11 protein-coding genes are annotated in these 12636 nt (G+C 70.2%); 7 read left to right on the top strand and 4 right to left on the bottom strand.

The window, feature by feature from the left end:
• Positions 1 to 51: 51 nt before the first annotated feature.
• The 6 genes from ribH (at position 52) to TU31_RS20430 (ending at position 4929) form a co-directional block, all read left to right on the top strand.
• Positions 52 to 537 carry a 6,7-dimethyl-8-ribityllumazine synthase gene (ribH, locus tag TU31_RS20455; protein ID WP_018087562.1) on the top strand — a complete coding sequence of 162 codons (486 nt, stop codon included), beginning with the start codon at positions 52 to 54 and terminating at the stop codon, positions 535 to 537.
• A gap of 34 nt (positions 538 to 571) precedes the next feature.
• Positions 572 to 844: a phosphoribosyl-ATP diphosphatase gene (locus tag TU31_RS20450; protein ID WP_042157533.1), complete on the top strand. Its 273-nt coding sequence runs from the start codon at positions 572 to 574 to the stop codon at positions 842 to 844.
• 48 nt (positions 845 to 892) lie between these two features.
• Positions 893 to 1741 carry an ATP phosphoribosyltransferase gene (gene hisG, locus TU31_RS20445; protein ID WP_042156780.1) on the top strand — a complete coding sequence of 283 codons (849 nt, stop codon included), beginning with the start codon at positions 893 to 895 and terminating at the stop codon, positions 1739 to 1741.
• Between the two features lie 60 nt (positions 1742 to 1801).
• Entirely contained in the window at positions 1802 to 2254 is a 453-nt protein-coding gene (locus TU31_RS20440) for a PH domain-containing protein (RefSeq protein ID WP_042156779.1), read from the top strand.
• 174 nt (positions 2255 to 2428) lie between these two features.
• A complete protein-coding gene (locus TU31_RS20435; RefSeq protein WP_042156777.1) occupies positions 2429 to 3802 on the top strand; it encodes a hemolysin family protein in 1374 nt (457 codons plus the stop codon).
• Positions 3799 to 4929 carry a hemolysin family protein gene (locus TU31_RS20430; RefSeq protein WP_042156775.1) on the top strand — a complete coding sequence of 377 codons (1131 nt, stop codon included), beginning with the start codon at positions 3799 to 3801 and terminating at the stop codon, positions 4927 to 4929. Before TU31_RS20435 ends, TU31_RS20430 begins: the two co-directional genes overlap by 4 nt.
• Before the next feature lie 90 nt (positions 4930 to 5019).
• Here TU31_RS20430 and TU31_RS20425 read toward each other — a convergent pair whose 3' ends face one another.
• Both TU31_RS20425 and TU31_RS20420 read right to left on the bottom strand, forming a co-directional pair.
• A complete protein-coding gene (locus tag TU31_RS20425) occupies positions 5020 to 6912 on the bottom strand; it encodes an AAA family ATPase (RefSeq protein ID WP_042156773.1) in 1893 nt (630 codons plus the stop codon).
• 473 nt (positions 6913 to 7385) lie between these two features.
• The gene (locus TU31_RS20420; RefSeq protein ID WP_042156771.1) at positions 7386 to 7970 is read right to left on the bottom strand and encodes a uridine kinase family protein; all 585 of its coding nucleotides are present in this window, start codon (positions 7968 to 7970) and stop codon (positions 7386 to 7388) included.
• A gap of 195 nt (positions 7971 to 8165) precedes the next feature.
• On the opposite strand from TU31_RS20420, the gene TU31_RS20415 reads away from it, so the two are divergent.
• Entirely contained in the window at positions 8166 to 9557 is a 1392-nt protein-coding gene (locus TU31_RS20415; RefSeq protein WP_042156770.1) for a C39 family peptidase, read from the top strand.
• Here TU31_RS20415 and TU31_RS20410 read toward each other — a convergent pair.
• The gene (locus TU31_RS20410) at positions 9505 to 10515 is read right to left on the bottom strand and encodes a tyrosine-type recombinase/integrase (RefSeq protein WP_042156768.1); all 1011 of its coding nucleotides are present in this window, start codon (positions 10513 to 10515) and stop codon (positions 9505 to 9507) included. The genes TU31_RS20415 and TU31_RS20410 overlap by 53 nt on opposite strands.
• Before the next feature lie 1171 nt (positions 10516 to 11686).
• Positions 11687 to 11812 carry a hypothetical protein gene (locus TU31_RS40290; RefSeq protein ID WP_275451840.1) on the bottom strand — a complete coding sequence of 42 codons (126 nt, stop codon included), beginning with the start codon at positions 11810 to 11812 and terminating at the stop codon, positions 11687 to 11689.
• Positions 11813 to 12636: the final 824 nt, after the last annotated feature.

The raw sequence follows: 12636 nt of genomic DNA, 5'->3' as shown, positions 1-12636 counted from the left end.
CCCGGCACCACGTCACCACCAACCGGCACCATCACCCGAACGAGGAGAACCGTGAGCGGCAAGGGCGCACCCGAACTGACCGTGAAGAACTGTGGCGACCTGCGGGTGGCCGTCATCGCGGCGCAGTGGCACCAGCAAGTGATGGACGGCCTCGTGGACGGCGCGCTGCGCGCCCTCACCGAGCTCGGGATCGACGAGCCGACGCTGCTGCGGGTGCCCGGCACCTTCGAGCTGCCTGTCGTCGCCAAGGTCCTGGCCGGCCGCGGCTATGACGCGGTGGTCGCCCTCGGTGTGGTCATCCGGGGCGGCACGCCGCACTTCGACTACGTCTGCCAGGGCGTCACCCAGGGCCTGACCCAGGTCTCGGTGGACACCGGCGTACCGGTCGGTTTCGGCGTGCTGACCTGCGACACCGAGCAGCAGGCCCTGGACCGCGCGGGCCTGGAAGGCTCCACCGAGGACAAGGGCCACGAAGCGGTCACCGCGGCCGTCGCCACCGCCGCGACGCTGCGGACCGTGTCCGAGCCCTGGCGCTGAGCCGAGGGGGCAACCGCGTAGGGTGGTCACCATCATGTCCAAGAAGACGTTCGAGGAGCTCTTCGCCGAGCTCCAGCAGAAGGCCGCCACCGGCGACCCCACCACCTCCCGTACCGCCGAGCTGGTGCAGGCAGGTGTCCATACGATCGGCAAGAAGGTCGTCGAGGAGGCCGCCGAGGTCTGGATGGCCGCCGAGTACGAGTCCGACGAGGCCGCCGCCGAGGAGATCTCCCAGCTCCTCTACCACCTCCAGGTCATGATGGTCGCCAAGGGCATCTCCCTCGACGACGTCTACGCCCACCTCTGATCCACCACCGCACCCCAACACCCTTCACCTGCAAAGGAACTCGCTCTCATGCTGCGCATCGCTGTCCCCAACAAGGGTTCACTGTCCGAGCCTGCGTCGGCGATGCTCCATGAGGCCGGCTACCGCCAGCGCAAGGACCGCAGGGAACTGGTCCTGGTCGACGCCGAGAACGAGGTCGAGTTCTTCTTCCTGCGCCCGCGCGACATCGCGGTCTACGTGGGCTCCGGCAAGCTCGACATCGGCATCACCGGCCGTGACCTGCTGCTGGACTCCGGCTCGCCGGCCGAGGAGATCCTCCAGCTCGGCTTCGCCGGCTCCACCTTCCGCTACGCCACCCGGCCGGGCACGGCCAAGGACGTCAGCGAGTTCGGCGGCATGACCATCGCCACCTCGTTCGCCGGCCTGGTCCGCCAGCACCTCGCCGACAACGGCGTGGACGCCTCCGTCGTCCACCTCGACGGCGCGGTGGAGACCGCCATCCAGCTCGGCGTCGCCGAGATCATCGCGGATGTCGTGGAGACCGGCACCACTCTGCGCAACGCCGGACTGGAGATCATCGGCGAGCCGATCCTGAAGTCCGAGGCCGTCGTCATCCGCGGCACCGGCGCGCCGGACGACGACCCGAAGGTGCGCCAGTTCCTGCGCCGTATGCAGGGCGTCCTGGTGGCCCGCCGGTACGTGATGATGGACTACGACATCCGGGTCGAGCACGTCGAGAAGGCCGTCGGCCTCACCCCGGGGCTGGAGTCGCCGACCGTCTCCCCGCTGCACCACGAGGGCTGGGTCGCGGTCCGCTCGATGGTCCCGTCCAAGGACGCCCAGCGCATCATGGACGAGCTCTACGACCTCGGCGCCCGCGCGATCCTGACCACCGGCATCCACGCCTGCCGGCTCTGACCCGCGGCCCCCGGCCACCCACCCGTACGCACCGCATCACCACGACGGAAGACCGACGACGTGTCCGCGCCCCTGCCCAGCCTGCCGGTGACCTTCCGGCCGACCCGCACCCGGGTCGTCCTGTACTCCGTGGGCCTCGCCCAGCTCGCCGCCCTCACGGCGATCGCGCTGGCGCTGCCCAAGCTGAGCGGCGGCGAACGGCTGAGCTTCGTCCTCACCGGACTGCTGGTGCTCGCCGTCCTCCTGCTGCTCGCCCGCCCGAAGGTGGTCGCGCGGCAGGAGGGCGTCACGGTGGTCAACCTCACCACCAAGCGCGAACTGGCCTGGGCTCAGGTCGTACGCGTCAACCTCCGGGCCGGCGACCCCTGGGTCCATCTCGACCTCGCCGACGGCACCAGCCTGCCCGCCATGGGCATCCAGCCCGGCATCGCCCGGGACCAGGCCATCCGGGACGCCCGTGCGCTGCGCGACCTCACCGAGAAGCATGGTGCTGTCGACCACACGGCCGGGTGAGCCTGCCCTAATCCGGGCCCCGCTGTTTACTCTGTTCTCCGGGACGCACCCTGCGCCCCGCCCCTCAGTGGGACCACTGCGACCCGAGGAGTGACTCCCTCCGGCAATGGACGGATCGTCCTGTAGTACCTGCGCCGCCCCTCCCCAACCCCCGCATACCACGGAGGCGGCGGCATGACCGGCCCCCTGCTGCTGCTCGCCGCGGCACTCGTCCTGATCCTGGCCAACGGTTTCTTCGTCGCCGCCGAGTTCGGACTCGTCACCGTCGAGAAGGCGGACGCCGAGCGCGCCGCGGCCGACGGCGACCGCCGCGCCCACACCGTCGTCTCCGCACTCCGGGAACTCTCCTTCCAGCTGTCCGGCACCCAACTCGGCATCACGATCACCTCCTTGGTGGTCGGTATGCTCGCCGAGCCCGCGCTGGCCGAGCTGCTGTCCGGCCCGCTGCTGGCCACCGGTCTGCCCCGGGGCGCGGTCCCCGGCACGGCCGTGGTGACCGGCATGCTGCTGGCCTCCGGCGTCCAGATGGTGATCGGTGAGCTGGTCCCCAAGAACTGGGCGGTCTCCAAGCCGCTGCCCGTCGCCCGCGTCGTGGCCGGCCCGCAGCGGGCCTTCTCCCGCTTCTTCCGCCCGGTGATCACCCTGCTGAACACCGTCGCCAACCGCCTGGTGCGCGCCCTCGGCGTGGAGCCGACCGATGAGCTGGCCTCCGCCCGCACCCCCGGCGAACTGGTCTCGCTCGCCCGGCACTCCGCCCGCGCGGGCGCGATCGAGCAGGACACCGCGGACCTGTTCGTCCGCACCCTCTCGCTGGGCGATCTGACGGCGGAGAACGTCATGACGCCGCGCGTGCGGGTGAGCGCCCTCCAGTCCTCCGCGACCGCCGAGGACGTGGTCAACCTCACCCGCGCCACCGGCCTCTCCCGCTTTCCCGTCTACCGCACCCGCCTCGACGAGATCGTCGGCATGGTGCACCTCAAGGACGCGCTGGCCATCCCGGAGCACGACCGGCTGCGCACCCCGGCTGGACGGATCGCGGTACCGCCGCTGCTGGTGCCCGAGACGCTGCCGGTGCAGCCGCTGCTGGAGCGGCTGCGCAGCGAACAGCCGATCGCGGTCGTCGTCGACGAATACGGCGGCACGGCCGGTGTGGTCACCCTGGAGGACATCATCGAGGAGCTGGTCGGCGAGGTCCGCGACGAGCACGACGGGGTCGACCTGCCCGAACTGGGCCAGGCCCCGCCCGAGGAGGGCCGCCCCGCCTGGGACGCCGACGGCGGCTGCCGGGTGGACACTCTGCGGCGGATCGGCCTGGACGCCCCCGAAGGACCGTACGAGACGGTGGCAGGACTGGTGGCACACATACTCGGCCGGATCCCGGCCCCCGGCGACATCGCGGAACTCGACGGCTGGCGGCTGCGGGTGCGGCTGGTGTCGCACCACCGCGCCGAGCGGATAAGGCTCGTACGGACCGCGACCGTCACGGCGCCCGCCGCCCCCGGAGCGCCCCGTGAACCCGTCGTGGTCGGCGCGGAGGTGGCCCGGTGACGCTGGTCCAGCTCCTCTTCGCGGTACTGCTCGTGCTCGCCAACGGCTTCTTCGTCGGCGCCGAGTTCGCCCTGGTCTCCGTACGCCGCAGCCAGATCGAACCCCTGGCGACGGAGGGCTCCGGCCGGGCCCGGCAGGTGCTGCACGGTCTGGAGAACCTCCCGCAGATGATGGCCGCCGCGCAGTTCGGCATCACCGTCTGCTCCCTGACGCTCGGTGCGGTCGCCGAGCCGACCGTCGCCCATCTGCTGGAACCGCTCTTCGCGGCGGTGCACCTCCCCGCCGCCCTGGTCCACCCCCTCGGCTATGTCATCGCCCTGGCGCTGGTGGTCTTCCTCCACCTCGTCATCGGCGAGATGGTGCCCAAGAACCTGGCGATGGCGGCGCCGGAGAAGACCGCCCTGTGGTTCAGCCCCGGCCTGGTCGCCTTCGCGCGGCTGTGCCGCCCGGTCACCGCGCTGCTCGGGGCCTGCGCCCGCGGCGTGCTGCGGCTCTTCCGGGTGGAGCCGAAGGACGAGGTCGAGGCGGTCTTCACCAGCGAGCAGCTGACCCACCTCGTCGAGGACGCGGGGCAGGCGGGCCTGCTGGAGCCGGCCGAACAGGAACAGCTCTCGGACGTCCTGGAACTGGGCAGCCGCCCCGTCACGGATGTCCTGCTCGACCGGGCGGCGCTGGTCACCGTCGAACCGACCGTGACGCCCCGCCAGGTGGAGGAGCTGACCGTACGGACCGGCTACTCCCGCTTCCCGGTGTGCGCCCCCGGCGGTGCGTACATGGGCTATCTGCACGTCAAGGACGTCCTGGACCTGGAGGAACGGGACCGTGCGGTACCCCAGCGCATCTGGCACCCGATGACCACACTGCGCGCCGAGCTGCCCCTGGACGACGCCCTGACGGCGATGCGCCGGGCGGCCTCCCACCTGGCAGCGGTCGCCGACGCGACCGGCCGGGTGCTCGGTCTGGTCGCCTTGGAGGACGTCCTCGAAATGCTGGTCGGCGAGGTCCGCGACCCGGCCCACCGGCGGACCCCGGCGGCCCGCACCGGCCGGCGGGAGCCCGACGAGCGGGTCAGCGAGCCCCGCGAGGAGGCTTCGCTGCCGGCGGAGAACCGGGCGATGGCGGGCTGAGCGTGCGGCGCCGGGCCGGGGCGCCGAGGGGCTGACGCGCTGCCCCGAGGCGCCGACGGCGGCGGCCGGCCGGGGCTCGGCCCGCGACGGTCAGTACTCCGGCCGCCCCTGCGGATCCGGCCCGCGCCCGGAGAGCACCTCGCCGTAGGCCTGCATCAGGTCGGGCAGCCGGAGGGTGGCGAGGTCGTCGCGGGTGGGCGTGCCGAGCCAGGTGGCGAGCCGCAGGTCGCGGTAGGCGCAGCTCTTCTCGTACAGGGTGCGCAGGAAGCGGCCGTTGCCCAGCTCGTCGATCCAGCCCTGCTCGACGACATGACCGCTGATGCTGCACAGTTCGTCGCGGGCCTCCTCGTCCCAGCGGTCGCCGTTCTCCGCGGCCAGCACCTCACCGATGGCGGTCAGCTCCAGCGGCCGGTAGCTGGGGAAGTCGACGCGGCTGGTGAAGCGGGAGGACAGGCCCGGGTTGGCGGCCAGCAGCCGGTCCATGCCCTCCGGGTAGCCCGCCAGGATGACCACGAGCCGGTCGCGGTTGTCCTCGGCACGCTTGAGCAGCACCTGAAGCGCCTCGTCGCCGTAGGCGTCGCCCTTGCTGTAGCCGGAGTTGGAGAGGCTGTACGCCTCATCGACGAAGAGCACTCCGCCCAGTGCCGAGTCGATCAGCTCATTGGCCTTGACGGCGGTCTGGCCGAGGAACTCGCCGACCAGATCGGACCGCTGGGCCTCCACGAGATGGTCGCCGCCGAGGAGCCCCAGGGCGTAGAAGACCCGCCCCAATATGCGGGCCACGGTCGTCTTGCCGGTGCCGGAGGGCCCGGAGAAGACGAAGTGTCGTTTCGGCGGCTGCACCGGCAGTCCCTGACTCGCCCGCAGCCTGGCCATCCGCAGCTGGGCCGACAGCGCCCGCACCTGTCGTTTGACCGGCTCCATGCCGACCATCCGCTCCAGCTCCGCCAGCGCCTTCTCCAGCAGCACCGGATCGGCGGGCCCGGCGGGCAGCCGCTCGGCGCCGCGCGGCACCGGGGCCGTCGCCTTGACCCGCGCCGCCGCGTCGCCCCCGGCGGGCACCCCACCCGGCTCGCCCTCCGGCCCGTCCGCCTCGCCGGTCACCAGCAGCTCACGCCCGTCGACCGGATCGAGCGGGGCCAGCGGATCGGGATCGCCGCCCGCCTCCTGGCCGAGGCCGGCGGCGGAGACCGTCGCGAGGTCGGAGCCCTCGTCCAGGCCGTCGCCCTCCGCGATGGCGGCGAGCCGCGCCGCGGTGTCCATGAACGCCGGGTCGACCCGGTGCACGGCCCGGTAGAGGGGGAGTGCCGCGGCGCTGCGGCCGGTGCCCTCATGGGCGCGGGCGAGCCAGTAGCGCAGCTCCTTGCGCTGCGGCTGCTCACTGCGGCAGCGCATCAGCGCGGCGGACAGCAGCGGCTCGGCCTGCCCGTACATCTCCAGCCGCACCCGCGCCATCCCGCCGAACAGCCCCGCCTCGATGCCCAGCACCGGATCGGCGAGCAGCGGCTCGGTCTGCCGTACGAGCTGGTCCCAGTCCTTGACGAGATAGGCGCGGCAGGCGTGCAGAAACCGCACCTGGGGGTCGGTGTCGACCGGCGGGCAGCCGGCCAGTGCCTGGTCCAGTTCGGCGACATGGCGGCCGTCGAGCCAGTGGGAGGCGTGCGCGAGCAGCAGATCGCGGCCGGTCTCCAGCACCGGCTGAACCCACCAGCCCAGCCAGTACCAGGAGTTGAGGGTGCGTCGGTGACGCGCGCGCATCTCACCGAAGCGGTCGCGGTGTCGGTGCATCCGCAGCAGCGCGATGGAGGTGTCGGCGCGCAGCGCGTGCAGACCGAGCCAGGCGTCGGCCATCGTCGGATCGAGTCGTACCGCGGCCCGGAACTCCTCCTCGGCCTGCGGATACGCGCCCACGGTGTAGGCGTCGACCGCGCGCAGCCAGGCGAGCTCGGCCGGGGCGGGCGAACCCTGAGTGCCAAAATCCATCCCGTCCCCCCACAAAGCGTCCCCCGTGCGGCGCCGGGCGGTGCCCGGCGGCGGCTCCCTAACCGGCATGGCGCGGGCGGGAGTTGACCGTCTCCGCGCGCACCTCGGTCCTGGCCTGCGGTGGCACGGACTCGCATGGTACCTGCGGGATCGGTGCAGGCCGTAGAGGGCGGTACCGGGCAACAGTGGGCGACCGGGCAGGGCGCGGCGGCGCGAAGAATGCGGTGACCCAGGGTGAGGGAGAGCGGGCGCCCGGCGGCGGTGCGGGGCGGTTTCAGACAGAACGAAGCCCCCGATCACGGGGGAACAACCGGGGGCTTCGCATCTGTGGGCGGTCCGTTGAACCGCACATTGAGAACGTAAGTCCTGTACGCCCCCCAGGTCAAGCCGAGTTGAGGTACTCGGCGGGACCCTGTCGGCGTTGCCGAGTGCCTCGGCCATGGTCCACTACGGAGCGTGAGAAGCGGGGCGGATCACGGTGCCGCGGAAGGTCCCACGACTACCTCGTACCCCATCTGCCCCTGGTGGACCAGGAAATCGGCAAAGGGGCGCGAAGGATCCGCCGTGAAGTGCGCGCGCTCCGCCGGAATCCAGCCACTCCAGAACGCGGAAAGCCCCGGCCCGTCCCGGAGTTGACCCCTTTCCCAGGAGTGTTCGCTCGTCAGTTCCATCCACAGCAGGCACGCCAGAAACGGCCGCAGCGCCCGCCTGCCCGCGCCCACGCCCTCGACGAGCACCAGCGGCGCGGGCGCCAGCGCACGCTCCTCGGTGAACTCGCCGCGCACCCAGTCGTAAACGCCGTAGTGCGCCGTCTCGCCCCGGGACAGCGGCCCGAGGATCTGGGCGTCGAAGCGCTCACTCCAGGCAAACAGTTCCTCATGGGTGGCGAGATCGTCGGTGTGCACCACCGGCACCCCGCCCAGCGCGCCGGCCAGCCGCTCGGCGAAGGTGCTCTTGCCCGAGCCGGCGTGTCCGTCCACCGCGATCAGCCGCACCGGGCCGCAGGAGGGCGGCACGGTGCGCAGCCGGGCGGCGAGGGAGGCCAGATCACGGTCCATTGCGCCAGCGTACGCCGCCGGCCCCACCACTCCGACGCCGGTGGTCCACACCAATATTGGTGCCGCGACGCGCCCCGCACCGCCTTCCGAAGCAGGCCCGGAACGGGAATAGTTGAGCCACTGCTCAGCCGCCCGTCCGCCGCCCCGGCCCGACTCCCCGCCCGCTCGTCCGCATCCCACTGGGGGACCTCCACCATGACCAGCTCCGCACCCCGGCGCACCGTCCTGGCCGCCGCGCTCGCCGCCGCGGCGGGTGCCGCCACCCCCTCGGCGCAGGCCGACGCCGCCCGTACGCCCGAAGCGTCCGCGGCCGCCGCCACCCCGGAAGCCGCCGCGCGCCGATCGAAGAGCCTCGTGAACTATCACGCCTGGACCACCACCGCCGACTGGAACAAGGGCCACGCCCAGGGCACCGGCATCACACACGGCGCCCGGCCCGGCATCCGCCTCGTTCACCCGGTCGGCACCCTCGACTACAAGGATCCGCACACCGGCCGGACCACCTCCTGGGAGTACGCCGTCTGGACGTCCCCGGCGCACTCCCTCAAGGTCCCGGCCACCGAGGCGGTCGCCTCCTGGAACGCCCACACCCCGCCCGGTACCTGGATCGCCGTCGAACTGCGCGGCACCTACTCGGACGGCGGCCGCACCCCCTGGTACGTGATGGGCCGCTGGACCGCCGGCGACGGCGACGCCGATATCCGCCGTACCTCCGTCGACGGCCAGAAGGACGGCAAGAGCAGCATCTCGACCGACACCTTCGCCATCGACGCCCCCGCGAGCGGCCTCCGCCTGGCCTCGTACCAGCTGCGCGTCACCCTCCACCGCAAGCCCGGCACCGCCCTCACCCCCACCGTCTGGCGGCTGGGCGCCATGGCCTCGGACCTCCCCGACCGCTTCGAGGTGCCGGCGTCGCGGCCCGGCCAGGTCGGCCGTGAGCTTGTCGTCCCGCACTACTCCCAGGAGATCCACAAGGGCCAGTACCCGGAGTACGACAACGGGGGAGAGGCCTGGTGCAGCCCCACCTCGTCCCAGATGATCATCGAATCCTGGGGCCGGAAGCCCACCCGGGACCAGCTCTCCTGGGTCAACCCCGACTACGCCGATCCCCAGGTCTGCCACGCCGCCCGCTACACCTTCGACTACCAGTACGAAGGCTGCGGCAACTGGCCCTTCAACGCCGCCTACGCCGCCACCTACCGGGACCTCCAGGGCGTCGTCACCCGCCTCGCCTCCCTCACGGACGCCGAACGCCTCATCCACGCGGGCATTCCCGTCATCACCTCCCAGTCCTTCCTCAAAACCGAACTCGACGGCGCGGGCTACGGCACCGCCGGCCACCTGATGACCGTCGTCGGCTTCACCAAGGACGGCGACATCATCGCCAACGACCCGGCCTCGCCCGACGACGCGGCGGTCCGGCGCGTTTACAGGCGCCGGCAGTTTGAAAACATTTGGCTGCGCACCAAGCGCCACGATGCAAACGGCCAGGTCAGGAGCGGTTCGGGAGGGGTCTGTTACCTCTACTTCCCGGCTAAGCCAGCACCAACTCAGCACCGAGTTCTCGCGGAGCTGGGAATCCGCTGAGCATGTGCACCCCGAAGGTGGCCTCGATGACCTGACGGCAGCGGTCACTGCCGTCGAAGGTGAGGTGGCCGTACCGGTCCACCGTGATCTTGATGGAGCTGTGGCCCATCCATCGCGAGACCTCGTGGATGGGCACGCCATTGCTCAGGGTTACGGTGGCCCACTTGTGCCGCAGGTCGTGGGGTTTGTAGCGGGGGAGTCCGAGGCGCTTGAGGGCGCGGTACCAGGACTTACGGAAAAGCTCGGGGTAGATCATGCCTCCGGCCTGATTCCGAATGGGCAGCCGTTCGGCAAGCGGCTCCAGGGTGGCGGGCGCCGGCATGTCGCGCCATTCGCCCTCTTTTCGATGCTTCAAGGGAGCATAGCGGGCAACGTACTTACCTGAGGAATTCTTGATACGCACAACCTGCCGCCGGCAACGCAACGTGCCGTCGAAGGTGTCCTCTGGAAAGACTCCCAGTGACTCTCCGATACGCAATCCGCAGCACGCCATGAGCCACACAGCAGGCTCCAGGCGGGGACCAATCTCTTTGGCCAAGGCTGAGATCTCATCGAAACTGGGAAGCGCCCTCTCATCCACTTGCATGATGGGGTTGGCAGGCTTCTCAGCCTGTTTGACCGGATTCTCACGGATCCTCTTGTGGCGAACTGCGTGGGAGAACATCCCTGACAGAGCAATGCGGCGGGAATCTATCGTGTTGGGCATCGCGCCCTGCCGGCGCCAGAGCGCGTACAGCTCTTCCACGTCGGCCGCGGTGACCTGGGAGATGGTCTTCTTCCCCAGCTGCGGGAGGACGTGTAGACGCATGATGCGCTCGTAGGACTCCTCCGTGCCGGCCGCCATGGGCTTCAGAGCGAGCCAGTCGGCCGAATAGCGCCGCACCGACACCTTGCCGGCAGAAGGATCGACGTAGCTGTTCTCCCGCTTGGCGTTCTCCATCTTGGTGGCGAAATCCACCGCGTCCTTCTTGCGGTCGAACGACTTCTCACGCTGCCGAGCGCTACGCCCACCGGGCTCCCGGTACCGTACGAGCCATCGCTTACCGGGCGCCCCAACGCCTTTGTCTACTACCGTCGCCAAATCTCGCGCCAATCCGTCCGAGCGTCACCGACGGGTCTTCCCGCCAGGGTGTGTTGTTGTAGCTCGGAATTCCGGCCGCGCCAAATGAGGGCTCGGGTTGATGATTTGGCTACGCGGCAACTTGGGGGAGGGCTCTGAGTTGCGTTGTTGACGATGGGGCGCCGAAGCGTGCCATCGAAGCGCTCTGCAGCGTCGATGCGGCCGCAGGGTTGGGCGGTAGTGGTGTGGCGGACGGGCATTGCGCGAAAGGAGCGAAGTGATCACGCGGTGTCACAGGCGGGCATCTGGAGAGATTTGGGCGTACTCGGCCAGGTCGCGTGGGAGGACTCACCCCACCCTGCGTTCGGCGGGCGTCAGGTCAAGGCCGTCGTAGGGGTGACCTGGCAGCTGTCGTACGTGACCAGTCCCCACATGCGGGTGACGGCGTCGACCAGGCGCCGCACTCCGGCCTCGATCGCCTCGTGCCACTGGGGGAGGGCGTCGAAGAAGTCCCCGCCACTGCTCGTTCAGCAGTACGCCGTTCGTCTGCATCGAGAGGCGTACCACTCTGGGCTGAGTGGCCAGCTCGCGCAGGACGTTGGCGACGTGGTCGCGGCCCGCGGGTCAGCGGTTCACCGTCATGAAGCCCCACGGCGAGCGGACGCCCCTGGAAGAGCTCGGCGAGCCGACGCACTTGGCTGGCGCCGATCCGGGCTCCTCGCGGGGCCTCCTTGCTTTTCTCGTAGCAGACAGGCGATGTCGCAGGTCTCACCGCGTAACTTCAAGATCACCGATACGGCGCTGTCGATGTCCTCGGCGTTAAGACCGTAGGGCCTGTCTTCAAAGTCCCGTCTGCCTCGCGGCGTCTGGCACGCACGCTCGCTGCGTTGTCGGGATCGCCCACGTAGACCCATTACGCGGACGACCCTCCGCCTTGCGATCGCACGCACCAGACGCCGCGAGGCCCGCCCTGCGGGCGAACGACGGGGCTTTGCAGAAGTGTGAGCGTGGGCAGGCCAGGGACCACCCCACCCCTGGCCTGCCCACGCTCACACTTCTGCAACACGCTTTAGAGGCTCATGACCAGCTTCGTAGCCTCGGCGAGTGGGATCTCGGGGGCCTGCTTGCGCATCATGCGCACGGCGTGCGCGCTGCCCTTGCTGTCCCGGACATCGCGGACAGCCGCACTGTCCACGGCTTGCAGGACCGCCTCGCGGGTCGGTTACGCCCGCTTGTATCGAGCGTGGCGCTCGCGAGTCCTCTGGCGGGAGAGGGCCCACGAGAGAAGGATCACGGGGCCCTCGGCTATCAGAGCGACTATGACCAGTGTGCTGGACGTGTCGCCGTCCACGAGGCGGTAATGCGCGAGCAGTGCGGCCACGATTGGGAGGAGCGCCACGATGCCGCAGAGCAGCCAGAAGAGTTTGCGGAGCATGAGGCGTCATTCTAATAACCCATCCTCAAGAGGAAGACGTGCCCCGCGACTTGAGAATGCCGTGATGGCGGGCAGGACACCGGCCCTTGGACTCCTGGTCACCGCTTCCCGCGGCTCGGGCACGATCCCCGCGAACTGCTGCCGACTGCGCTCCCCACATTGGGCATGACAGCCCTGTGCGGCCCAGATCGCGGCACTCCTTCTGTCGACGACAAGCCCCAGCCCCACACCGGAGCATCGGCCCACCGCCAGATCCATGGCAACCGATGGCCAAGGCTCCCCGAAGCGCAGGTTCACGGACGGCTCTGACGCGAGCGCCCGACCACGATCGCCCTCTCCGTCCGGAAACGGCGTGTTACCTCGGATTGCTTGAGACGGGGCCAGAACCGGTGTCTCCATCAATCTGATGCACCGGATCACCTGAGAACAGAGGCGAATCGGACCAGATCACTTGAGACGCGGACCATATCGACGGAGACGGGACAGCAGCGGCTGGGTATCCTGTGACACCGAATCTGGATCGTTTGCCACCGAACTTTGACGGCCACTAGGTTTCTGCCACTGAAGGTTGACCGGTGGCGGGA

This window comes from Streptomyces lydicamycinicus (assembly GCF_000829715.2).
GTDB lineage: Bacteria > Actinomycetota > Actinomycetes > Streptomycetales > Streptomycetaceae > Streptomyces > Streptomyces lydicamycinicus.
The sequence above is the reverse complement of the archived record's forward strand: the minus strand, read 5'-3'. Positions and strand labels throughout refer to the sequence as shown.